This window comes from Roseomonas sp. USHLN139, from assembly GCF_037145735.1.
Taxonomy (GTDB): domain Bacteria; phylum Pseudomonadota; class Alphaproteobacteria; order Acetobacterales; family Acetobacteraceae; genus Pseudoroseomonas.
On record NZ_JBBCWY010000001.1, the window covers coordinates 773,495 to 797,058 of the forward strand.

Sequence of the window (23,564 nt, forward strand, 5' to 3'; positions counted from 1 at the left end):
TCAAGGGGCCGGTCGCCGGCTGCCCCGGGCCGCCGGCCGGCACGGTCCGACATCAGTTGCGCGGCGGCGCCTGCACCCCGGCGCCAGCACCGAAGCCGGTGCCGGTGGCATTGGCCGGGGCCGGCCGGTCGCCGCCATTGCGGATTTCCTGCGCGCGGCGCTGGCGATAGGCGCTGCGCAGCGTCGCATAGGGGTCGAGGCTGGTCTCGTTGACGGCGTCGATGGCGTCCAGCAGCCCCTCACGCGTGTCGACGATGGTCAGACCCGTCTGCACCCAGCCCAGCGTCTCCAGCGTGTTGTCGCCATTGGCCACCACCCAGGTCACCGGGTTGGCTGCGATGTCCACACCAAACCCCAGAAGGTCGCGCGGGTTGCTCGGCCCCAGCACCGGGATGAAGAGGAAGGGCCCTTCGCCCAGCCCCCAGACCGCCAGCGTCTGGCCGAAATCCTCGGAATGCGGCGGCAGGCCGAAATCCTTGGCGACGTCGAACAGGCCGCCGATGCCCAGCGTGGTGTTCAGCAGGAAGCGGCCCAGCGTTTCGCCGAAGCGCTGCGTCTCGCCCTGCAGGCCGTCATTCAGCAGGATGACGGGGCTGCGCAGATTGGCCAGCACGTTGCGGATGCCGCCGCGCACCGGCTGCGGCAGGACGAACCGATAGGCCTGGGCCACCGGGCGCAGCACCACGGTGTCGATGCCGGTATGCACCGAGTACATCGCGCGGTTGAACGGCTCGGCCGGGTCGTTGGTCTGCTCGTATTCGGCCACGGCCTCCGGCTCGTCAGCCGGCGGCCGGGTGGCGCAGGCGGACAGGGCCAGGAAGCCCAGCATCAGGAGGAGCGGGCGGCGAAGGGAGGTCATGGGCGCGACGTTCCTGGGGGCGGCGAGGGGGACGGGCTGGAGGCGGCGTGAAGGCGGATCGAGAACTGGCGTGCCCAAGGTTGGGCGGCAAGAGGCCGGACGGCAAGCACGCCGCCGCGTTCCCGGCGGGGACTGGCGGTCACATCCGGGGCAGCAGAACGGCTGATAGCATAGCTGATCGCAGGGCTGATAACATACATGCAGGGATGAATGTAAGGGACGGCCAAAGGCCAAGCTTGGGAGACAACGCGGCCTGGGCCGTTTGGATGCCTGATCCCATTCATTTCCGCACCGAGGTGAAGTAAGGGTGACGCCATGAACCACCTTGCCGACCATGCCGCTGCCGGCGGCGCGCCCCAGGGCAACGCCACGGGCACCCTGCAGCGCTGGCTGACCGGCCCGCGCGTGGCCGGCCTGCCGGTGCCCACCGAGCTGCCGCCGCCCGCCCTGTCCTTCGAATTCTTCCCGCCGCGGACCGAGGCGCTGGAGCAGCAGCTCTGGACCAATATCCGCCGGCTGGAGCCGCTGGCGCCGCGCTTCGTCTCGGTGACCTATGGCGCCGGCGGCACCACCCAGGAGCGCACCCACGCGACGGTGGCCCGCCTGGTGCGCGAGACCAGCCTGACGCCGGCCGCCCACCTGACCTGCGTCGGCGCCAGCCGGGACGAGGTGGACGAGGTCGCCCGGCAGTACTGGGATGCCGGGGTGAAGCACATCGTCGCGCTGCGCGGCGACGCGCCAGCCGGCGAGGCGGGCTATACCCCGCATCCGCAGGGCTATGCCTATGCCGCCGACCTGGTGGCCGGGCTGAAGCGGATCGGCGATTTCGAGATCTCGGTCGCCGCCTATCCGGAGACGCATCCGGCCGCCAGCTCGGCCGAGAGCGACCTCGACAACCTGAAGCGCAAGATCGACGCCGGCGCCACCCGCGCCATCACCCAGTATTTCTTCGATACCGAGGTCTTCCTGCGCTTCCTCGACCGGGCGCATGCGGCAGGGATCACCGTGCCGATCGTCCCGGGCATCCTGCCGGTGTCAAATTTCAACCAGGTGAAGAAGTTCTCGGCGATGTGCGGCACCTCGGTGCCGGGCTGGATGGGCAAGCTGTTCGAGGGCCTGGACGAGGATCCCGACACCCGCCGCATGGTGGCCGCGGCCCTGGCCGCCGAGCAGGTCCGCCTGCTGCAGGCCAATGGCGTCGACGAATTCCATTTCTACACGCTGAACCGCGCCGACCTGACCTTCGCCATCGCGCATATCCTGGGCGCGCGGCCGAAGCCGGTCTGACGCGGGGCGTCCCACGCTGCCACGGCCCGCGGCAGCATGAATGGAAAGAGAAGAAGTGGGTTTGGGGGAATTCATTCCCCCAAGCTTGCTTTTTCTTCCCTCAGGCAATCCGCCGGTAGATCGGCTTCAGCAGGAACGGGCTGAGGAACAGCGGAAACTGGCACAGCGCGAAGAACAGCAGGATTCGCGCATCCGTCGTGGCCGGCAGCACGGCAAGGTAGAGGGCCATGTTGCGGTTGCCCGAGAGCAGCCCCGCCGAGAGCGCCAGCCCGCGCCCGGCCGGCGCCAGGGCCAGGGCGGTGACCAGGTTCAGCCCGGCGCTGCCGGCAAAGGCCAGGAGGATGCCGCCCATGACGAAGGCGGGCTCGGCCAGCAGGCGGGCCAGCACCCCGTCCATCACCCCGAAGCCGTAGAGCACCACCAGCAGCACCACGGCGCCATCCACCGCGCGGCCCCAGCGGCGCAGGCGCTCGGGCCCGGCCAGCCGGCGGATCGCCAGCGAGAGCAGCAGCGGCAGGCCGACCACCAGGGCGAGCCGCCCCATCAGCGCGGCCACCGACAGCGACAGGTCGATGCCGAGCAGGCCCAGCGCCAGCGGCGGCGCGGTGAAGGGCACCAGCAGGGTGGAGAGCAGCGAGGCGACCAGGGCGATCTCGCCGTCGAGTCCCACCAGCCGGGCGAAGGCGGGGGAGGAGGTGGCGGCGCAGCCGGTCGCCATGATCACCAGCGCGGCGCCGAGCGGCCCCTCGAGGCCGGTGGCCAGCCCGACGGCGCGCACCCCCGCATAGGCCAGCAGCGGGCAGGCCAGCAGCAGCCAGGCGAGCAGGGCGATGATCATCAGCGGCCGCCGCAGATAGGACAGCACCTGGGCGAAATCGACGCGCAGCAGGATCAGCGTCATCAGCAGGGCGACGGTCGGCGTCACCACGTCGCGCAGGGCGCTGGCCAGCGGCGGCAGCAGCAGGCCGGCGAAGATGCTGACGGCGAGCAGGGTGCCACCCTGGCGCGCGGCGCCTTCGAGGAGGCGGATCGGCAGGCTCAGGATGGCGGCATCCCCCGACAGGATGGGCGGCCGAAGGTTGGCCGCGTTCGCTCATCGTTCTATATGCCAGGGGTGACGCCGCCAATCCCACGCCCCCTCCGGTCCCTCTCCCTGGTGCTGCTGCCGCTGCTGGCCGCCGCGGCGCTGCTGACGGCCGGGCCGGCGGGGGCGGCCTGCAACGACCCTGCCGCCGCCCGCGTCGACTGGCGCCGCTGCCTGCAGGACGGGCAGGACCTGTCGGGCGCCGACCTGTCGGGGGCGGTGCTGCGCGATGCCAGCTTCGCCCGCGGCAGGCTGGTCGGCGCGAATCTCAGCGGGGCGGAGGCGCCGGATGCGCGCTTCACCTCGGCCGATGCCCAGGGCGCCGATTTCTCCCGCGCCGTGCTGCGCGGGGCGGATTTCACCCGCACCCGGCTGGTCGATGCGACATTCATCGGCGCCGACCTGCGCAACGCCCGCTTCTTCCGCGCCGACCTGACCGGCGCCAAGCTGACCGGCGCCCTGCTCGCCGGTTCCGACCTTTCCACCGCCACCCTGGACGGCGCGCTCTGGGTGGACGGGCAGAAGCGCTGCGCCGCCGGTTCCGTGGGGGCCTGCCAATGACCGACCTGTCGATGACCACCCCGCCGCCGCCGGGCGACTATCTGGACCGGCTGAACCCCGAGCAGCGCGCCGCCGTCGAGACGGTGGACGGCCCGCTGCTGGTGCTGGCCGGCGCCGGGACCGGCAAGACGCGGGTGCTGACCACCCGCTTCGCGCATATCCTGATGACCCGCCGCGCCTTCCCCAACCAGGTGCTGGCGGTGACCTTCACCAACAAGGCGGCGCGCGAGATGCGGGAGCGCGTCTCCTCCATCCTCGGCCATCCGGCGGAGGGGCTGTGGCTCGGCACCTTCCACGCGCTCTGCGCCCGCATGCTGCGCCGCCATGCCGAGCTGGCCGGGCTGACCAGCAATTTCTCCATCCTCGACACCGACGACCAGATGCGCCTGCTGAAGCAGGTGATGGAGGCCGGCGGCATCGACATGAAGCGCTGGCCGCCGCAGGGGCTGATGGCGGTCATCCAGCGCTGGAAGGATCGCGGCCTGACGCCGGCGCGGATCACCGCCGAGGAGGATTCGGACTTCGCCGGCAACAAGGCGCGCGCCCTCTATGCCGGCTACCAGGAGCGGCTGAAGCAACTGAACGCCGCCGATTTCGGCGACCTGATGCTGCATGTGGTCGAGGTGCTGCGCGGCCACCCCGAGGTGCTGGCGCAGTATCACCGCATGTTCCGCTACATCCTGGTCGACGAGTACCAGGACACCAATACGGTGCAGTATCTCTGGCTGCGGCTGCTGGCGCAGCGCCCGGCACCGACGCCCAGCAACATCTGCTGCGTCGGCGACGATGACCAGTCGATCTATTCCTGGCGCGGCGCCGAGATCGAGAACATTCTTCGATTTGAGAAGGATTTTCCGGGCGCGGCGATCGTGCGGCTGGAATCCAACTACCGCTCCACGGCGCCGATCCTGGCGGCGGCGTCCGGACTGATCGCCAAGAACAGCGGCCGGCTGGGCAAGACGCTGCGCCCCGGCCGCAAGGATTCCCGCGGCGACAAGGTGCAGGTGGTCTCGCTCTGGGACTCGGTGGAGGAGGCCCGGATGGTGGGCTCCCGCATCGAGGCGCTGCGCCGCGACGGGCACGACCTGGCGGAGATCGCCATCCTGGTGCGCGCCGGCTCGCAGACCCGCGCCTTCGAGGAGCGGCTGATCACGCTCGGCATCCCCTATCGCGTGGTCGGCGGCCAGAAATTCTACGAGCGGGCCGAGATCCGCGACGCCATGGCCTATCTGCGCGTGGTCAACCAGCCGGCCGACGACCTGGCCTTCGAGCGCATCGTCAACACGCCGAAGCGCGGGTTGGGCGACACCACGATGCGGCAGATGCACGAGCTGGCGCGCGATGCCGGCATTCCGCTGCTGGCCGCCGCGCATCGCCTGGTGGAGGAGGGGGCCATGCGCCCGAAGCCGCGCCAGGCGCTCGGCGAGCTGCTGACCGGCTTCGGCCGCTGGCGCGAGATGCTGCCCGGCGAGGGCCATGTGGTGATGGCCGGCACCATGCTGGACGAGTCGGGCTATACCGACATGTGGAAGCAGGACAAGACGCCCGAGGCGCCGGGCCGGCTCGACAACCTCAAGGAGCTGCAGCGCGCGCTGGGCGAGTTCGAGACGCTGGCCGGCTTCCTCGAGCATGTCGCGCTGGTCATGGAGAATGACGAGCAGGCGGAGACGCGCCGCGTCAGCCTGATGACGCTGCATGCCGCCAAGGGGCTGGAATTCGACACCGTCTTCCTGCCCGGCTGGGAGGAGGGGCTGTTTCCCAACCAGCGCGCCCTCGACGAAGGCGGCGAGAAGTCGTTGGAGGAGGAACGGCGCCTCGCCTATGTCGGCATCACCCGGGCGCGCAAGCGCTGCATCATCAGCCATGCGGCGAACCGGCAGCTCTACGGCAACTGGTCCAGCGCCATCCCCAGCCGCTTCCTGGAGGAGCTGCCGCCCGACCATGTCGAGCAGGAGGGCAATGTCAGCCGCCGCCAGCCGATGGCCGCCATGCCCTCGGCCTTCTCCGGCCAGTTCCCGCTGATGGCGCGCCGCCCGCCGCGGGTGATCGAGGCCGGCGCCTGGGAGGTGTCGGAGCGCCCGGCAAAAACCGCCGCGATGGCGGTCGGCACGCGGGTGTTCCACCAGAAATTCGGCTATGGGCGCGTTGTGGCCGCGGATGACAACAAGCTGGACGTCGAATTCGACAAGGCGGGGCGTAAACGCGTGCTGGACAGTTTCGTGGAAAAGGCCTGATGAACCGCCGCCATCCCCCCCTGCTCGAGACCCTGACCATCGACGGCCTGCCGGAAGAGGCGGTGCCCTTGTTCGAAGCGGCGCTGCAGAGCGTCTGCCCGACGGTCGGCTACTTCAAGGACGACCCCACCGACACCTGGGGCCTGGAAGCGGTGCGCGAGCTGAACCAGGGCGACGAGGAGCTGCTGCCGGCCCTCGTCCTGGCGGCGGCGCTGGCCGGCATCGAGCTGCCCGAGCTGAAGCGCGCCCCGGTCGAGGCCGATGGCTGGCTGGCCCGCACCGTGCAGGCCTTCCCGGAGCAGGAGATTGGCGGCCGCGTGCTGATCCGCCCGACCCATGTGCCGGACCGCCCGACCTATGGCCGCACCGTGCTCAAGCTGGATGCCGGCCTGGCCTTCGGCTCGGGCGAGCATGGCTCGACCCGCGGCTGCCTGATCGGCTTCGAGGGCATGGCGCATCGCCGGCCGCGCGCGATCCTCGACATCGGCACCGGCTCCGGCATCCTGGCCATGGCGGCCGCCAAGCAGCTGAAGCGCCGGGTCCAGGCCACCGATATCGAGCCCTGGAGCGTGCGCATCGCCCATGACAACGCGGTGATGAACGGGCTGCGCAACCTGCTGCAGTCGCGCCTGGCGGATGGCTGGAAGCACCGCGCCGTGCGCGCCGGCTGCTACGACCTGGTCTTCGCCAATATCCTGGCCCGCCCGCTCTGCAGCATGGCCAAGCAGCTTGCCGACCACCTGAACCCGCGCGGCACGGCGATCCTGGCCGGGCTGCTGGGCACCCAGGTGCGCATGGTGCTGGCGGCGCATCGCCGCGCCGGCCTGGTGCTGGAGCGCCGCATCGACCAGGGCCACTGGTCGGCGCTCGTCCTGCGCAAGCGCTGAGCCTTCCCGACCCCTGGAATCAGAACCGCCCTGCACCGGGGGAAGGGGTGCAGGGCGGTCTGGAACGAACCGACGCCGGGGGGAGGGGGGGGAGGAAGCGCCGGTCCGTGTAGTCTCTGTGCCATACAACCCGGAAATCGGCGGGTGGTTGCGGCGGGTCGCATTTTTTTCCTTGCCTGCGGCTTTGACGCCGCAGTTAGCCGTGTGTCATCTGGGTCGGGATGTGCAGCGGGGGCGATCCGATGGACCGCCCCCGCGCCAGATCAGTCAGTCAGCCAGGCCAGGGCATTGCCCCGGCCCTGCCCGCCTTCAGGCGGCGGCGGCGCGGCCCTGCGGCATGCTGTTCGCGGCCAGCTTAGCGCGGGCCTCGAACTTCTCCTCGAAGACGCGCGGGATGTCGCCGCGGTTCAGGCCGATATCGGCCAGCTCGCGGTCGCTCAGCAGCGACAGCTCGTCATAGATGCGGCGGCGACGGGGAAATTCCACGACGGCGCGGAAGGCGGCGGTCGCGGCCTTGCGGATCCACTGGCCGATCGCCTCATCCCGGACCTGCATCGCCTCCAGGGCGATGGTCTGCGCCGAGCTCATGCTCATGGCGGCGGCGGGGATGGCGGAGTCGAACTCCGGCTTGGTGATGCGGGCGTCCATTGTCTAGCGTTCCAACACTACGCGCCGGGGCGGTCCGTGGGACTGGCTCTTGCCGTCGACCACCCGCCCCTCTGCGGTGGCCATGATGTAGTCTGCGGCGGGACCGAACAGCAGCGCTCAGCTAGAAGCCTAGCCATGCGCTGTTCGCATCGGTACCTATGGAAACATGTTCTTAACGGGATGCTCATCCAAGTGACACACGCCGTTGCCCCGACCGAGACGCAACCCTGGGACGGCCGCCGCCTGCAGGCCCTGCGGCGCGAGCTGCTGCGCGCCGGCGTGGACGGCTTCCTGGTGCCGCGCAGCGACGAATATCTCGGCGAATACGTGCCGCCGAGCGGCGAGCGGCTGGCCTGGATCAGCGGCTTCACCGGCAGCGCCGGCCTGGCCATCGTCACGGCGTCCCAGGCGGTGCTGTTCACCGATGGCCGCTACACCACCCAGGCGGCGGCGCAGCTGGACGCGGCCTCCTGGCAGATCCGCCACCTGACCGAGGAACCGCCGCAGGACTGGCTGGCCGAGCATGCCGCCGGGCTGCGCATCGGCTTCGACCCCTGGCTGCACCCGCAATCGGCGATCGACAAGCTGGGCACGGGGGCGACCCTGGTGCCGCTGGTGGCCAATCCGCTGGACGCCGCCTGGACCGACCGTCCGGCGCCGCCGCTGGCCCCGGCGGTGCCGCAGCCGGCCGAATTCGCCGGCCGCGATTCCGGCGACAAGCGGGCCGAGGCGGCGGCGGCCCTGCGCGCCGCCGGCGAGGCCGCGGCGGTGCTGGCCGATCCGCATTCCCTGGCCTGGCTGCTGAACATCCGCGGTGGCGACCTCGACCACACGCCGCTGGCGCTGGGCTTCGCCCTGCTGCGCGACGACGCCTCGGTCGAGCTGTTCATGGCGCCCGAGAAGCTGGACGAGGCGGTGCGCCGGCATCTCGGCAATGCGGTGGCCACGCATCCGCCGGCGGCGCTGGCCGGGCAGCTGGCGAAGCTGGCCGGCCAGCGGGTGCGCATCGATCCGGACATCACCCCGGTCTGGTTCGCCGCCACCCTGACCGAGGCCGGCGCCCGGGTGCAGCATGGCGAGGATCCCTGCCGCCTGCCGCGCGCCTGCAAGAACCCGGTCGAGCAGGAGGGGGCCCGCCAGGCGCATCGCCGCGACGCCCAGGCGCTGGCCCGCTTCCTGGCCTGGTTCGACGCCCAGGCGGTCGGCCAGACGGAAATGCGCGCCGCCGAGGTGCTGCTCGGCTTCCGCCAAGCCCTGCCGCGCTTCCGGGCGGAGAGCTTCCCCGCCATCTCCGGCGCCGGCGAGAATGGCGCCATCATCCACTACCGCGCGACCGCGGCCACCGACCGGGCGATCAAACCGGACGAGGCCTATCTGATCGACAGCGGCGGGCAGTTCACCGACGGCACCACCGATGTCACCCGCACGCTGTGGACCGGCCCCGGCCCGGCGCCCGAGGCGCTGCGGCAGCGCTATACCCGGGTGCTGCAGGGACATATCTCGCTGGCAGTCCTGCGTTTCCCGCATGGCATCGCCGGCAACCATATCGATGCCGTGGCGCGGGCGCCGCTGTGGCAGGCGGGGCTCGACTATGACCATGGCACCGGCCATGGCATCGGCAGTTTCCTGTCGGTCCATGAGGGGCCGGTGAGCATCAGCCGGGCGGCCAGGCCGGTCGCCATCCAGCCGGGCATGATTCTCTCCGACGAGCCCGGCTACTACCTGCCGGGGGCCTATGGCATCCGCATCGAGAACCTGCTGCTGGTGCAGGAGGCCGCGCCCCAGCCCGACCAGAAGAAGCGGTTCCTCCAGTTCGAGACGCTGACCCTGGCGCCCTATGACCGCCGGCTGATCGCGCTGCCGCTGCTGTCCCCGGCGGAGATCCGCTGGATCGACGCCTATCACGCCCGCGTCCTGGCCGAGGTCGGGCCGGCGCTGGAGGCAGAGACCGCCGCCTGGCTGCGCGCCGCCTGTGCGCCGCTGCAGGGCTGAGGCCGGTGGCCACGGCGCTGGGCGGCCAGCGGGTGCTGCTGGCCTATGGTCTGCTGGGCGAGGGCATGGTGCGGCTCGGCCTCGACTACATGGCCGGCCAGCTGCGCTGGCTGCAGGCCAGCGGCGCCGAGGCCAGCGTCGTCGCCCTGCCCACCACCGCCCGCATCGCCGACAATGCGGGCCGGATCGCCGCCGCGCTGCAGGCGGACGAGCGGCCGGCGCTGCTGGTGGCGCACAGCAAGGGCGGGCTGGAGGCCCTGGCCGCCCTGCTGGACCCGGGCGTGGCGCGGCACTGCCGCGGGCTGCTGACGCTGCAATCGCCCTTCTACGGCTCGCCGGTGGCCGATGCGGTGCTGGCGCGGCCCTGGCTGCAGCGCGGGCTGGCGAGGCTGGTGCGGCTGGCGGGGCTCGGCGCCGGCGAGGGGCTGGACGACCTCTCCACCGCCGCCCGGCATCGCTGGATGCAGGAGAATGCCGCGGCGGTGGCGGCGCTGACCGCGCATCTGCCGGTGCTCAGCATCGCCTCGGCGGTGGGGGAGGAGGCGGTGGGCCCCGACCGCCGCTACCTGGCGCTGGCCCGCTGGATGGCGGGCGAGGGGCAGGGGCCGAATGACGGGCTGGTCTCGGTGGCCTCTGCCCTGCTGCCCGGGGCGCGGCACCGGGTGGTGCGCGCCGGGCATCGCGGGCTGGTCTCGGCCGGGCGGGGGCGCGACCCGATCGGGGTGCTGGAGTCCGGCCTGACGGCGCTGCTCAGCCCGGCGTCCCTTCCTGAGGTTCTTCCGGGGCCGCTTCCGGCATAGGCGGCAGCCCGGCCATCTCCCGCCAGGCCGCCTCGGTCAGCGTGGCGACGCCGAGCTCCGCCGCCTTCTTCGCCTTCGACCCGGCATCGGCGCCGACAATGACGAAGTCGGTCTTCTTCGAGACGCTCTTGGTCACCTTGGCGCCGAGCCGCTCGGCGACGGCCTCGGCCTCGTCGCGCGAGGTGGCGGCGAGCGTCCCGGTGAAGACCAGCACCTTGCCGGCGAAGGGACTGTCGCTGGCGGAGAAATCCTCGGCATCCTCCGGCGTCACCTGCCCGGCCAGATCGGCCAGCGCGTCGCGGTTGTGCTTCTCGGCGAAGAAATCGGCGAGCTCGGTGGCGATGGCCGGGCCGATGCCCTGGATCGAGCCCAGCTCCTCCCGCGCCTCGGAGCCGACCACCGTGGCCGCCAGCATCTTCTCCCGCCACTGCGCCAGCGAATGGTAGTGGCGCGCCAGCAGCTTGGCGTTCTGCTCGCCGATGCGGCGGATGCCGAGGGCGAAGATGAAGCGCTCCAGCGGCACCCTTCTGCGGGTCTCGATGGCGGCCAGCAGGTTGGCGACCTTCTTGCTGGCCGCGCCCTTGGCGGATTTGCCCCAGCCTTCCCAGCCGCGCATCTGCTCGGCATGCTCGGCAAGCCTGAAGATATCGGCGGGGCTTTTCACGAGTCCTGCCTCGTGAAGGGTGAGAATATTCTCCTCGCCCAGCCCCTCGATATCCATGGCGTTGCGGGCGACGAAGTGCTTCAGGCGCTCGACGGTCTGGGCCGGGCAGATCAGCCCGCCGGTGCAGCGGCGCACCACCTCGCCCTCCGGCCGCACCGCGTGGCTGCCGCAGGCTGGGCAGGTGTCGGGGAAGACGAAGGGCTGGCTGTCGGCCGGCCGCTTCTCCGGTACCACGCTGACGATCTGCGGGATGACGTCGCCGGCGCGCTGCAGCACCACGGTGTCGCCGATCCGCACATCCTTGCGGGCGATCTCGTCCTCATTGTGCAGCGTCGCGTGCTGCACCATGACGCCGCCGACATTGACCGGCTGCATCACCGCGCGCGGCGTCAGCGCGCCGGTGCGGCCGACCTGGATCTGGATCTCCAGCAGGGTGGTGGTGGCCTGCTCGGCCGGGAACTTCCAGGCGATGGCCCAGCGCGGCGCGCGGCCGACGAAGCCTAAGCGGCTCTGCCAGTCCAGCCGGTCCAGCTTGTAGACCACGCCGTCGATGTCATAGGGCAGGCCGGCGCGCTTTTCGCCGAGTTCCACCTGGAAGCTTTCCGCGGCGGTTTCATCGTCCAGCAGGCGGGACAGCGGATTGACCGAGAAACCCCATTCCGTCAGCCGCGCCAGGTAGCCGGAATGGGTCTCCGCGACCGGCTCGCTGGATTCGCCCTGGGCATAGACGAAGAGCTGCAGCGGGCGGCTGCGGGTGATCTCCGGATTCAGCTGCCGCAGCGAGCCGGCGGCGGCGTTGCGCGGATTGACCGGGATGCGGATCGCCTCGCCGACCTTCTCGCCGCGCGCGCGGCGCTGCTCGCGCTCTTCGTGCAGCCGGCTTTGCTCGGCGTGGAACGACAAAAAGTCGGCCTTCGACATGAAGACCTCGCCGCGGATTTCGATGCGGTCGGGGAAGGGCGCCTTCAGCTTCCGCGGCAGGATACCTTCGTCGAAGGTCTCGAGATTGCGCGTGATGTCCTCGCCGACGGTGCCGTCGCCGCGGGTGGCGCCGCGGGTGAAGACGCCGTTTTCGTAGAGGAGATTGACCGAGAGCCCGTCGATCTTCGGTTCGGCCGCGAAGGCGAGCACTTCCTCGGCCGGCAGCTTCAGGAACCGCCGGATGCTCTTGGCGAATTCCGAAAAATCCTCGGCGGAGAAGGCATTGTCCAGGCTCAGCATCGGCGTGCCATGCCGGGCCTTGGCGAAGCCGGCGGCCGGCTCGGCGCCGGGGGTGGCCTCGCTCGGGCTGTCGGCCCGCTTCAGCGCCGGGAAGCGCGCCTCGATCGCCGCGTTGCGCCGGCGCAGCGCATCGTATTCGGCATCCGCCATCACCGGCTGGTCCTGCTGGTGATAGGCGATGTCGGCGGTGGCGATCAGCTCGGCCAGGCGCGCCAGCTCGGTGGCCGCCTCGGCCTCGGTGATCGTCTCGACCGGGATGAGGTCCGGGGGCAGGGTGTCGGTGGGGCGCGCGGCGGTCATGCTGCCTCCCCTAACGCAGCGGCCGGCCCGCTGGAAGCAGGCGACAGGCGCGGGCAAGAATTGCACGAATTATTGCTGGTCAGCGGCGGAATGTTGTGCTTCCTGCGCCGTCTACGCAAGATCCAGACCACGGAAACGCCCCATGCGCCGTCGCGCCCTGTTCCGCCAAGCCGGCTTCGCCGGTGCCGCCACCGCCGCCTCGGCGACGCTCGCCATGCCGGCCATCGCCCAGTCCAGCCCGGCGCTGCGCTGGCGGATGACCTCCTCCTATCCGAAGTCGCTGGAGACCATCTACGGCACCGGCGAGGTCTTCGCCCGCATCGTCGCCGAGCTGACCGACAACCAGTTCCGCATCAGCGTCTTCGGCGCCGGCGAGATCACGCCGCCGCTGCAGGCGCTGGACGCGGTGCAGGCCGGCACCATCGAATGCGCGCACACCACCAGCTTCTTCTACACCGGCAAGAACGAGGCCTTCGCCATCGCCACCGGCCTGCCCTTCGGCCTGAACACCCGGCAGCAGGAGGCCTGGCTGTACCAGGGCGGCGGTATCGAACTGCTGAACGCCTTCTTCGCCAAGTACAACGTCTTCGGCCTGCCGCTGGGCTCGACGGGGGCGCAGATGGGCGGCTGGTTCCGCAAGGAGGTGCCGACGGCGGCCGACCTCAAGGGCCTGAAGATGCGCATCGGCGGCCTGGCCGGCCAGGTGCTGGAGCGCCAGGGCGGCGTGCCGCAGCAGCTGGCGGGCGGCGACATCTATCCGGCGCTGGAGCGCGGCACGATCGATGCCGTCGAATGGCTCGGCCCGGTGGATGACGAGAAGCTGGGCTTCGTCCGCGTCGCCCCCTTCTACTACTACCCCGCCTGGTGGGAGGGCGCGGCCAATACCCAGTTCTTCTGCAACCTCGACCAGTACAATTCGCTGCCGAAGCACTACCAGGCGGCGATCCGCTCGGCCTGTTCGGAAGCGACCAAGTGGATGGTGGCGCGCTACGACACCAACCACCCGGCGGCGCTGCGCCGGCTGGTGGCGCAGGGCGCCAAGCTGCGCGGCTTCTCCCGCGACATGCTCGACAGCTGCGCCCGCACCTGGGAGACGCTGGAGGCCGAGATCGTCGCCCGTAACCCGGATTTCGCCGCGATCCATGCCAGCTGGGCCAAGGGCCGCGACGACATGCGGCTGTGGCACCGGATTTCCGAGCTGACCTTCGACAACTACATGGCGCAGCTCTCGGCGCGCCGCTGAACCAGACCGGGGAGGGCGACCTCCCCGGTTCAGGCGGTCTTCAGCGCAGCAGCGAATCCGCCGCCGCCCGCGCCGCCTCGGTCACCGTCTCGCCGGCCAGCATGCGGGCCAGCTCCTCGCGGCGGGCGGCGGGGTCCAGCGCCTCGACCCGCGTCTCGGCGCGGTCGCCGCGGACGCCCTTGGCGACCCGCCAGTGCTGCGCGCCGCGCGCGGCGACCTGCGGGGAATGCGTCACCACCAGCACCTGCAGCCGCTCGGCGACGCGGGCCAGGCGCTCGCCCACCGCCGCGGCGGTGGCGCCGCCGATGCCACTGTCGACCTCGTCGAAGACCAGGGTCGGCACCGGCGAGCCACGGGCCAGCACCACCTTCAGTGCCAGCATCAGCCGCGACAGCTCGCCGCCCGAGGCGATTTTTTCCAATTGTCCCGGCTTCTGGCCAGGATTGGTCGAGACCAGGAAGGTGACCCGGTCCTGGCCATCGGCCGCCCAGGCGCGCTCCTCGCGCGGCTCCAGCGCGATATGCAGCCGGGCGCGCTCCAGCTTCAGCGGCGCCAGCTCGCCGGCCACCGCCTTCTCCAGCCGGCCGGCGGCGGTGCTGCGCGCCGCGGTCAGGGCCTGCGCCTCGCGCACATAGGCGTCGCGCGCGGCGGTGGCGGCGGCCTCCAGGGCGGCGGCGCGCTCGGCGCCGGCATCCAGCGCCGCCAGCCGGGCCGAGAGATCCTGCAGCAGGCCCGGCAGCTCGACCACGGCGACGGCATGCTTGCGCGAGGCGGCGCGCAGCGCGAACAGCCGCTCCTCCACCTGCTCCAGCCGGCGCGGATCGGGGCCGAGCTCGCTGGTCAGCCGCTCCAGCAGGCCCTCCGCCTCGGCCAGCGCGTCCTGCGCCTGACCCAGCGCGGCCAGGATCGGGGTGGCTTCCTCGTTGGGGGCGGGCAGGCGCTCCAGCGCGCGGGCGGCGGCGCGCAGCGCGGCGGCCGGGCCGGTGCTGCCGCGGCGGTCGCGCGGCTGCAGCTCGGAGAGGGCCGAGGCCACCGCCTCGGCGCGGCGCTCGCCCTGCTGCATGGTCTGGCGCTCGGCCGCCAGCGCGTCCTCCTCGCCCTCGACAGGCGCCAGGAGGGAAAGCTCCTCGACGGCGTGGCGCAGCCATTCCTCGTCGCGCTGGGCCTGGGCGATGGCCTCCTGGGCCTCGCGCAGCGCCCGGTCGGCGGCGCGCCAGCCGCGGAAGGCCTCGGCCACCTTGCCGCGGCGCGACTCGAGCCCGCCGAAGGCATCCAGCAGGCTGGCATGGGTGGCGGGATCGGCGAGGCCCACCTGGTCGTGCTGGCCCTGCACCTCGACCAGCAGCGCGCCCAGCCGCTTCAGCAGGGTGACGCCCACCGGCTCGTCATTGGCGAAGGCGCGGGAGCGGCCATCGGCCTGGACGACGCGGCGCAGCACCAGCTCGTCCTCGGCGCCGATGCCCTGCTCGGTCAGCAGCAGGCGGGCGGGATGCTCGGGCGGCAGGTGGAAGCAGGCGGCGACCGAGGCCTGCGCCTGGCCGCTGCGCACCATGCCGGCCTCGGCGCGCTGGCCGAGGGCCAGGCCCAGGCTGTCGAGCAGGATCGACTTGCCCGCCCCGGTCTCGCCGGTCAGCACGGTGAGGCCGGCGCCGAGGGAGAGGTCCAGCCGCTCGATCAACACGACGTCGCGAATGGCGAGCGAGGTCAGCATGGCGGCTGGCGGTCAGTTCGGTCCGCGGCTCAGAACACCGAGTTCCAGGCACGCGAGAGGAAGCCCGGCCGCTCGTCACCCGGCGCCGGCGGGGCGCCATCGACCAGCAGCGCGTAGGAATCCTGGTACCAGCGGCTGCCCGGGTAGTTGTGGCCGAGCACGCTGGCGGTGCGCTTCGCCTCCTCGGTCAGGCCGAGGGCCAGGTAGATCTCGGTCAGGCGGTGCAGCGCCTCGGGCGTGTGGTTGGTGGTCTGGAAATCGTCGACCACGCGGCGGAAGCGGCCGATGGCGGCGGAATAGAGGCCGCGCGCCTGGTAGAAGCGGCCGATGTTCATCTCGCGCCCGGCCAGGTGGTCGCGCGCCAGGTCCATCTTCAGCCGGGCATCGCGGGCATAGGCGCTGTCGGGAAAGCGGTTGACCACGTCCTGCAGCTGCGCCAGCGCCGTCTCGGTGCCGCGCTGGTCGCGCTCGGCATCGACGATCTGCTCGTAGTAGCTGAGCGCGCGGAGATAGTAGGCATAGGCGATGTCGCGGTGTGCCGGGTGGAGCTGGATGAAGCGGTCCAGCCCGCCGATGGCCTCGGTGTAGCGGTTGCGCATGTAGTCCGAATAGGCCGACATCAGCTTCGCGCTGGTCGCCCAGGTGGAGTAGGGATGCTCCCGCTCCACCGCGTCGAACATCTCGCCCGCCTGCTGGTAGCGTTCCTGTCGCAGGGCATCGATGCCGGCGGCATAGATCGCCTCAGGCGACTGGTTGGCCACGGCGGTGGCCGAGCTGGGACGCAGCGAAGCGTCCTTGCCGTCCCATGCGCTGCAGGCGCCCGCCAGGAGCGGCGCGGCCAGCAGCAGGGACAGGCGGAGGGTCCGGTTCAGACGGGTGCGCATTGCGCTGGCTCTATACCACGGGGCGGGGGCAGGGCGGCAAGGGGGCGGCCTCACCTTAGCGTTCACCGAGTGTTGCCCAGGCCGCCATCGGCCGGCCACGCGGCATCCGTAAACGGAAAAACCGGCGCGGGGGGAGCCGCGCCGGTTTCGGGGGGCTGGCCCGGGGGAGGGCCAGCACGGGGGAAGCATCGCCCTGCCGCGGCACAGGCCCGCGGCGGCGCCAGTGGCTCAGGCGGCGACCGGCTCGGCCTGGCGGCGGGCGGGGGCGCGGGTGGAGAAGGCCGGCACCAGCGCCTCGTCGGCCCAGCGCCAGGCGGCGGCATCGGCGAAGAGCGCGCGCAGCAGCCGGTTGTTCAGCGCATGGCCCGAGCGGCTGCCGCTGAAGCGGGCCGAGAGCGGCGCGCCGGCGAGCGCCAGATCGCCCACCACGTCCAGCAGCTTGTGGCGGACGCATTCATCGGCATGGCGCAGCCCGCCCGGGTTCAGCACCAGCGGCCCGTCGACGACGACCGCATTGTCCAGGCTGCCGCCCTGGGCCAGGCCGGCGGCGCGCAGCCGCGCCACGTCCTCGGCCAGGGTGAAGGTGCGCGAATCCGCGAGCGTCGCGCGGAAGGAGGCCTCGGTGACGCGCAGGGTGAGCTGCTGGCGGCCGATGGCGCTGGAGGGGAAATCGATCTCCAGCGCGGCCTCGAAGCCCGGAGTGGCGATCGGCTCGAGCTGCGCCCAGGCGGCGCCCGGCGCCTCGCTCTCCTGCACGCGGACGGTCTTCAGCACCTCGATGCTGCGGCGGGGCAGCATCGAGCTCACCACGCCGGCGCAGTCGATCAGGAACAGGAAGGGCGCCGCCGAGCCGTCCAGGATCGGCACTTCCGGCCCGTCCACCTCGATCACCGCATCGTCGATGCCGCAGGCGGCCAGCGCCGCCATGACATGCTCGATGGTGCCGAGGCGGGCCTGCGGCTGCCCCGGCAGCATGATCGCGGTGCAGAGGCGGGTGTCGAAGACCAGGTCGTAGCGCGCCGGGATCTCCAGGCCGAGATCGCTGCGGCGGAAGACGATGCCGTCACCGGCAGCGGCGGGATGCAGGGTCAAGCTGGCGCGGCGGCCGGAATGCAGGCCGACACCGACGCAGCCGATCGGCGCCTTGAGCGTCCTGCGCCGTTCCATGCCTGCCGCCAGAAAACCGTCCATCATTGCCCCGATACGATCTGCTTCGGAAACGCATCGTCGGGCGGGAAGGCTGCCGGATGGTTCCGTCAGCATCTAGATGACACCGCCTTCCGGCCCCGGCGAGTCAACGCTTATTTCCGATTATTTCCCGCGAAGTATTCTTCCTATTGCGCTGATTGAAAGAGCTTTTTTGCGATGCAGCAGGGGCTGCAGGGCGAGAAATCCAGAGGCCTTGTGACAGCGGCGCCTGAAGCAGCCGTGAAGCCAGGCGGGCATGAAAAAACCCCGGACCTGGCGGTCCGGGGTTGTCTCTCCTGCTACCGCGACAGCGTCGCGGCCAGGCCCAGGGCCTGCTCAGTTGCTCTGGCGGCGCAGGAAGGTCGGGATGTCCAGACCCATCTCCTCGGCCGGCGGCTGCGCCGGGGCGGCCGGCGCCGGGCGCGGGGCGGGGGCCGGCGCGGCCTGGCGCGGCGCGGCGGCCGGGCCGCTGTCGCCCTCGGCACCCAGGCTGCGGCGCATCAGCCCGGTGGCCATGCGGAACAGACCGCCACCGGCGCGCGGCGCGGAGACCGGCGGCGGGGCCGAGGGACGCGGCGCGGCGGAGGGGGGGCGCATCGACTCGCCGTGATGCGCCAGCGGCGCCGGCATGTCCTCGGGCGAGGGGGCGTCGACCGGCTGGGCCGCGGGCGCCTCGAAGGAGACCGGCGGATTGACCGGCGCGGCCGGCGCCGGGGCGGCGGCGGGCCCGCCCTGGACCGGCGCGGCCTGGCGCAGCTGCGGCGGCATGCCGGCCGGCAGGCGCGGCGCGGTGGCCTGGGCACCGGCGCGGACCGGCTGCGGCATGGCCGGGCGGGCGGTCGGCGCGCCGGGCACGCCGCGCGGCGCGGCGGCGGCCGGGACCTGGGCGCTGGCGACGGCCTGCACCGGGGCACCGCCGCCGACGGCGACCAGCTTCGGCCGCTCGGCGGCACCGGCTTCCGGCAGGGCGTCTATACCGGTGGCGACCACCGAGACGCGGAGCCGGCCGTTCATGTCCTCGTCGACCGAGGAGCCGAAGATGATGTTGGCTTCCTCATCGACCTCGCGGCGGATGCGATTCGCCGCCTCGTCGACCTCGAACAGCGTCATGTCGTAGCCGCCGGTGATGTTGATCAGCACACCCTTGGCGCCGAGCATCGAGGTGTCCTCGAGCAGCGGGTTGTTGATCGCGGCCTCGGCGGCCTTGACGGCGCGGTCCTCGCCCTCGGCCTCGCCGGTGCCCATCATCGCCTTGCCCATCTCGGCCATGACGGTGCGGATGTCGGCGAAGTCGAGGTTCACCAGGCCCGGATTGACCATCAGGTCGGTGACGCCGCGCACGCCCATGTGCAGCACGTCATCGGCCATCTTGAAGGCCTCGGCGAAGGTGGTGCGCTCGTTCGCCTTGCGGAAAAGGTTCTGGTTCGGAATGACGATCAGCGTGTCGACATAGGTCTGCAGCTCTTCCAGACCCGCTTCCGCCGCGCGCTTGCGCTTCGGTCCCTCGAAGTCGAAGGGACGCGTCACCACGCCCACCGTCAGGATGCCCCGCTCGCGCGCCATGCGCGCGATGACCGGTGCCGCGCCCGTGCCCGTGCCGCCGCCCATGCCCGCCGTGATGAAGACCATGTGCATGCCTTCGAGATGGCGCGCCAGATCCTCGGTCGCCTCTTCCGCGGCGGCGCGGCCGATCTCGGGCTTGGCGCCGGCGCCGAGGCCCTGCGTCAGATGCGGCCCGAGCTGCACGCGGCGTTCCGCGCGGCTGTGCACCAGTGCCTGCGCATCGGTGTTGGCGACCAGGAACTCGACGCCGTCGAGTCCCATGGCAATCATGTTGTTGACAGCATTGCAGCCGGCGCCGCCGACACCGACCACCGTGATTCGCGGGCTGAAATCCGTGTGCTGCTGGCGCGGGATGGTCAGGTTCAGCGTCATGGCAGCGTGTCTCCTCGGGGTGCGGGCATAGGGTGTCGCGGGCAGGGCATAGTTTGCCTCAGACGCGATCGCGAAGCCAGTTGACGAAGCGGGCAAATCGACCGTTTCCGCGATCAGGCCCGGGATCGATGTCGAGCAGGGGACGGCCTTCGCCGGTTCCCCAGGCAACGAGCCCGAGCGTCGTCGCAAAATCGGGCCCTTGGGCGGATTCGGGCAGGCCGCGAATGGGCGCGGGGCGTCCGAGCCGCACCGGTCTGTCCAGGATCTGCGCGGCAAGTTCGCGCAATCCGACAAGCTGGCTGGCGCCGCCGGTCAGCACGACTCGCGCGCCGGCATCGCGGCCGAGTGCCGCGGCATCCAGGCGATCGCGCACCAGCTCCAGCGTCTCCTCGATTCGCGGCCGGATGATGTTGATCACCGTGCTGCGCGGGATGCTGACGAGATGGTCCTCGTCCTCGCCCACCTGCGGCACCATCACCATGGCCTTGGCATCGTCGCCGCCATCGAGCGCGCTGCCATCGAGGATCTTGATGCGCTCGGCATGGGCGATCGGCGTCGCCAGGCCGCGCGCCAGATCATTGGTCACCTGCCAGCCGCCCACCGGGATCTGCGCGGTGTGCAGCAGATGGCCCTCGCCATAGACGGCGATGCTGGTGGTGCCGCCGCCCATGTCGACGACGGTGGCGCCGAGCTGACGCTCGTCCTCGACCAGCACCGACAGCGCCGCGGCATAGGGGGCGGAGACCAGCTCCTCCACCTCGAGGTCGCAGCCATGCAGGCAGACGCCAAGGTTGCGCAGCGAGGCCGAGGCCGAATCGACCAGGTGCAGCTGCGCCCCCAGCGTCTCGCAGATCATGCCGCGCGGATCCTCGACGCCAGGCGTCGCGTCGATGACGAAGCCGAGCGTCGCGGCATGCACCGTCTCGCGCCCTTCATCGGCGGCGCGGCGGCGGCTCTCGTTCAGCACGGCGCGCAGATCGACATCGGTGACGCCGCGCCCGCCGATCGGCCACTGGATCGTCATCAGCCGCGAATCCGGCTGGCCGCAGCTGAGGTTGACGATCGCGCCGGTCAGCTTGATCTCCGCGGCTTCCTCGGCCTGGGCGACGGCGGCGCGGATGCACTGCTCCGCCTCCTGCATGTCGACGATGTTGCCGCCCTTGATGCCGCGGGCGCGCTGCCAGCCGCAGCCGAGCACGCGCGGCTGGCCGTCGCCCTCGTTGCGGGCGATCAGGCAGACGATCTTGCTGCTGCCGATATCCAGCACGCCATAGGGGCCGCTGCGCGCGCGGCGCCGGCGGGCCGCGGCGGCGGGCGGGTTCTCGGCGGGCGGGGCGACGCGCAGCAGCTTGCTCATCCGCGCGAGCTCCCGCGGCGGCCGCGCGGCTCGGCGGCCGCCGGCTCCGGCACGCTCTGCTGGCGCACCACCAGGCGATCCGGCAGGCGCAGGTCGATGGCGGCAACCGGGCGGTCCATCAGCGCGCTCGAGCGCTGCAGCTCCGCCAGCCGCTTCACCGCCGCATCCTCATGCGCCTCGGGCAGCAGCACGTCGGTGCCGTTGTGCAGGCGGAGATTCCAGCGCCGCTCGCCGATCAGCACCAGCGCCTGGACGCGGCGCTGCACCTCGGGCTCGCTCTTCAGCGCGTCGTAGAGCGCCGCACCCTGGCGGTGCGCGCCGTCGCCGACCAGCAGCGGCAGCGGGCCGAAGGCGTCCAGCGTGTCGGCCGAGACGACGCGGCCATCGCGGTCGACCACGGCGAACTCGCCATTGTGCTGCCAGATGGCGAAGGGCTTGCGCTCATGGATGGTGATCTGGATATGGCCGGAGAGGTTGCGCTGCACCTCGGCCTGTTCAATCCAGGCGATGCTTTCCAGCCGCGCCTTGGCCTGGCTCGGCGAGAAAGCCAGCAGCGGGTCGCCGTTGCGCACGCCGATGGCGGCGCGGATCAGCTCGCGCGGCGTGTTCTGCTGGCCGCGCACGACGATCTCGGTGACGGTCAGCCCGGCATTGCCGGCGATCTCCGAGACATTCTCGGCCAGGAAGGAGAAGCGCCCCGCCGGGTCGAGGGCGCTGACCACCACCGCGCCGGCGCCGAGGGCCGCGAGGCCGGCCAGGCCGAACAGCGCCGGGCGCAGCATGGGCCGCTGCCGGCGCAGCCAGAGGCGCAGGCTGCTCGGCCGCTGCGGCGCGGCGCGGCTCGGCCGGCCGCCGTCGCTGGAGAGGCGGGTGCGGTCCTCGGGACGGAGCCGGGCGTTACGGGCCATGTCGTGCCTCCCGCACCAGCCAGGCGCAGAGCTCGGGGAAGTTGATGCCGACATGCGCGGCCTGCTCGGGCACCAGGCTGGTGCGCGTCATGCCGGGCTGGGTATTGACCTCGAGCAGCGCCAGCCGCCCGCTCGCGTCGTCGTAGCGGAAATCGGCGCGGCTGACGCCGCGGCAGCCCAGCGCCTGGTGCGCGCGCAGCGCCGCCGCCATGGCCGCCTCGGCGATGTCGGCGGGCACGCGGGCCGGGATGGTGTGCTGGCTGCCGCCATCGGCATATTTCGCGTCATAGTCGTAGAAGGCGTGGCCGGTGCCGATCTCGGTCACCGCCAGCGGCCGGTCGCCCATCACGGCGACGGTCAGCTCGCGGCCGGCGATGAATTCCTCGGTCATGATGCGGTCGCCGAAGCGCCAGGCGCGGGCGATCTCGGCGCGGCGGTTGTCGCCTTCCTTCAGGATCTCGACCCCGACCGAGGAGCCCTCGTTCACCGGCTTGACCACATAGGGGCGGTCGAGCGGATCGGCGGCCTCCAGCTCGGCCGGGCTCACCACGCGGTGCTCGGCCAGCGGCAGGCCATGCGCGGCGAAGACCGCCTTGGCCGCCGCCTTGTCCATGGCGACCGAGGAGGCGCGCACGCCGGAATGGGTATAGGGGATGCCGAGCCAGTCGAGCACGCCCTGCACGCAGCCATCCTCGCCGAAGCGGCCATGCAGCGCGTTGAACACCGCGTCCGGCTTCGCCGCCTGCAGCGCCGCGATCAGCACAGGCAGGTCGCCGCCGACCTCGACCGGCGTCACGCGGAAGCCGGCCTCCTGAAGCGCGGCGATGACCTGGGCGCCGGTCGCGAGCGAGACCTCGCGCTCGGTGGAGATGCCGCCGAAGAGAACCGCGACGTGGTTCATGCCGGGAACTCCCCGATGCGCTTGATTTCCCATTCCAGCGTCACCCCGCTCTGCGCCGCGACCCGGGCGCGGACGGTCTCGCCCAGGCTTTCCAGATCGGCGGCCGTGGCACTGCCGAGGTTGAGCAGGAAGTTGCAGTGCTTTTCCGACACCTGCGCGTCGCCTTCACGCAGGCCGCGGCAGCCGGCGGCATCGACCAGCGCCCAGGCCTTGTGGCCCTCGGGGTTCTTGAAGGTCGAGCCGCCGGTGCGGGCGCGCACCGGCTGGCTTTCCTCGCGCGCGGCGCGGATGGCGTTCATCGTCCGGGCGATCGCCGCGGCCTCGCCGGGGACGGCGCGAAAGCGGGCGCGCACCACGATACCGTCCTGCGGCAGGGCGGAATGGCGATAGGTGAAGCCGAGTTCCTGCGCCGTCAGCCGGACCAGGCCGGCAGGCGTCGCCACCTCGGCCCAGTCGAGGACGTCCTTGATCTCGGCCCCGTAGGCGCCGGCATTCATCGCGACCGCGCCACCAATGGCGCCGGGAATGCCGCAGAGGAATTCGAGGCCGGCCAGGCCGGCGGCGGCGGCGTGCTCGGCGACCGTCGCATCCAGCGCCGCGGCACCGGCGATCATCCCCTCGCCATCGACCAGGATGTCGGAGAAGCCGCGCGCCAGCTTGACCACGATGCCGCGCACCCCGCCATCGCGCACCAGCAGGTTGGAGGCGGCGCCGATCACGGTCAGCTTCAGGTCGCGCGGCCGGTCGCGCAGCAGCAGGAGAAGATCATCGACATCCGCCGGGCGCACCAGCAGCTCGGCCGGGCCGCCGGTGCGGAACCAGGTCAGCGGCGCCAGCGGCGCCTCCTGCTGGACGCGGCCGCGCAGCGGCGGCAGGGCTGCGGGCGACAGGTCCTGCATG

General features: G+C 71.7%; 19 protein-coding genes. 7 read left to right on the plus strand and 12 right to left on the minus strand.

Annotation, left to right across the window (positions count from 1 at the left end):
• Window positions 1–52: 52 nt before the first annotated feature.
• Window positions 53–859 carry an MlaA family lipoprotein gene (locus WFI16_RS03615; RefSeq protein WP_419896425.1) on the minus strand — a complete coding sequence of 269 codons (807 nt, stop codon included), beginning with the start codon at window positions 857–859 and terminating at the stop codon, window positions 53–55.
• A gap of 315 nt (window positions 860–1,174) precedes the next feature.
• On the opposite strand from WFI16_RS03615, the gene metF reads away from it, so the two are divergent.
• Entirely contained in the window at window positions 1,175–2,146 is a 972-nt protein-coding gene (gene metF, locus WFI16_RS03620; RefSeq protein ID WP_419896426.1) for a methylenetetrahydrofolate reductase, read from the plus strand.
• A 100-nt stretch (window positions 2,147–2,246) separates the two neighbouring features.
• On the opposite strand, the gene WFI16_RS03625 is transcribed toward metF, so the two are convergent.
• Complete coding sequence (locus tag WFI16_RS03625) at window positions 2,247–3,071, minus strand: hypothetical protein (RefSeq protein WP_419896427.1); 825 nt, start codon at window positions 3,069–3,071, stop codon at window positions 2,247–2,249.
• Window positions 3,072–3,302: 231 nt separating this feature from the next.
• On the opposite strand from WFI16_RS03625, the gene WFI16_RS03630 reads away from it, so the two are divergent.
• Genes WFI16_RS03630 through WFI16_RS03640 form a run of 3 tightly spaced genes read left to right on the plus strand, consistent with a single transcriptional unit; the run spans window position 3,303 to window position 6,912 of the window.
• Window positions 3,303–3,791: a pentapeptide repeat-containing protein gene (locus WFI16_RS03630; protein ID WP_419896428.1), complete on the plus strand. Its 489-nt coding sequence runs from the start codon at window positions 3,303–3,305 to the stop codon at window positions 3,789–3,791.
• Window positions 3,788–6,025, plus strand: coding sequence for an ATP-dependent helicase (locus tag WFI16_RS03635; protein WP_419896429.1), 2,238 nt, complete (start codon window positions 3,788–3,790; stop codon window positions 6,023–6,025). Before WFI16_RS03630 ends, WFI16_RS03635 begins: the two co-directional genes overlap by 4 nt.
• On the plus strand, window positions 6,025–6,912 hold the full coding sequence (locus WFI16_RS03640) for a 50S ribosomal protein L11 methyltransferase (RefSeq protein ID WP_419896430.1): 888 nt from the start codon (window positions 6,025–6,027) through the stop codon (window positions 6,910–6,912). The genes WFI16_RS03635 and WFI16_RS03640 overlap by 1 nt, the downstream gene beginning before the upstream one ends.
• Before the next feature lie 309 nt (window positions 6,913–7,221).
• Here the strand turns inward: WFI16_RS03640 and WFI16_RS03645 are convergent, their stop codons facing one another.
• Window positions 7,222–7,560, minus strand: a complete 339-nt coding sequence (locus tag WFI16_RS03645; protein ID WP_419896431.1) for a DUF1127 domain-containing protein — start codon at window positions 7,558–7,560, stop codon at window positions 7,222–7,224.
• A 192-nt stretch (window positions 7,561–7,752) separates the two neighbouring features.
• On the opposite strand from WFI16_RS03645, the gene WFI16_RS03650 reads away from it, so the two are divergent.
• On the plus strand, window positions 7,753–9,552 hold the full coding sequence (locus WFI16_RS03650; RefSeq protein WP_419896432.1) for an aminopeptidase P family protein: 1,800 nt from the start codon (window positions 7,753–7,755) through the stop codon (window positions 9,550–9,552).
• Between the two features lie 5 nt (window positions 9,553–9,557).
• Window positions 9,558–10,352, plus strand: a complete 795-nt coding sequence (locus WFI16_RS03655; protein ID WP_419896433.1) for a hypothetical protein — start codon at window positions 9,558–9,560, stop codon at window positions 10,350–10,352.
• Here WFI16_RS03655 and ligA read toward each other — a convergent pair.
• Window positions 10,303–12,537 carry an NAD-dependent DNA ligase LigA gene (gene ligA / locus WFI16_RS03660; RefSeq protein ID WP_419896434.1) on the minus strand — a complete coding sequence of 745 codons (2,235 nt, stop codon included), beginning with the start codon at window positions 12,535–12,537 and terminating at the stop codon, window positions 10,303–10,305. The two genes, WFI16_RS03655 and ligA, sit on opposite strands and share 50 nt — an antisense overlap.
• A 142-nt stretch (window positions 12,538–12,679) precedes the next feature.
• Here ligA and WFI16_RS03665 point away from each other — a divergent pair, with 142 nt between their 5' ends.
• Window positions 12,680–13,780 carry a TRAP transporter substrate-binding protein gene (locus WFI16_RS03665; RefSeq protein WP_419896435.1) on the plus strand — a complete coding sequence of 367 codons (1,101 nt, stop codon included), beginning with the start codon at window positions 12,680–12,682 and terminating at the stop codon, window positions 13,778–13,780.
• A 40-nt stretch (window positions 13,781–13,820) separates the two neighbouring features.
• Here the strand turns inward: WFI16_RS03665 and recN are convergent, their stop codons facing one another.
• The 8 genes from recN to murB all read right to left on the minus strand — a co-directional run bounded on the left by recN (window position 13,821) and on the right by murB (window position 23,563).
• Window positions 13,821–15,491 carry a DNA repair protein RecN gene (gene recN, locus WFI16_RS03670; protein WP_419896436.1) on the minus strand — a complete coding sequence of 557 codons (1,671 nt, stop codon included), beginning with the start codon at window positions 15,489–15,491 and terminating at the stop codon, window positions 13,821–13,823.
• 29 nt (window positions 15,492–15,520) lie between these two features.
• Entirely contained in the window at window positions 15,521–16,375 is an 855-nt protein-coding gene (locus WFI16_RS03675) for an outer membrane protein assembly factor BamD (protein WP_419896437.1), read from the minus strand.
• Window positions 16,376–16,603: 228 nt separating this feature from the next.
• On the minus strand, window positions 16,604–17,542 hold the full coding sequence (lpxC, locus tag WFI16_RS03680; RefSeq protein ID WP_419896438.1) for a UDP-3-O-acyl-N-acetylglucosamine deacetylase: 939 nt from the start codon (window positions 17,540–17,542) through the stop codon (window positions 16,604–16,606).
• A gap of 357 nt (window positions 17,543–17,899) precedes the next feature.
• On the minus strand, window positions 17,900–19,498 hold the full coding sequence (gene ftsZ, locus WFI16_RS03685; protein ID WP_419896439.1) for a cell division protein FtsZ: 1,599 nt from the start codon (window positions 19,496–19,498) through the stop codon (window positions 17,900–17,902).
• A 58-nt stretch (window positions 19,499–19,556) separates the two neighbouring features.
• The gene (gene ftsA / locus WFI16_RS03690) at window positions 19,557–20,855 is read right to left on the minus strand and encodes a cell division protein FtsA (protein WP_419896440.1); all 1,299 of its coding nucleotides are present in this window, start codon (window positions 20,853–20,855) and stop codon (window positions 19,557–19,559) included.
• Entirely contained in the window at window positions 20,852–21,763 is a 912-nt protein-coding gene (locus WFI16_RS03695; protein ID WP_419896441.1) for a cell division protein FtsQ/DivIB, read from the minus strand. The genes ftsA and WFI16_RS03695 overlap by 4 nt, the downstream gene beginning before the upstream one ends.
• Window positions 21,753–22,664, minus strand: a complete 912-nt coding sequence (locus tag WFI16_RS03700) for a D-alanine--D-alanine ligase (protein ID WP_419896442.1) — start codon at window positions 22,662–22,664, stop codon at window positions 21,753–21,755. Before WFI16_RS03700 ends, WFI16_RS03695 begins: the two co-directional genes overlap by 11 nt.
• Complete coding sequence (gene murB / locus WFI16_RS03705) at window positions 22,661–23,563, minus strand: UDP-N-acetylmuramate dehydrogenase (RefSeq protein ID WP_419897141.1); 903 nt, start codon at window positions 23,561–23,563, stop codon at window positions 22,661–22,663. Before murB ends, WFI16_RS03700 begins: the two co-directional genes overlap by 4 nt.
• Window position 23,564: the final 1 nt, after the last annotated feature.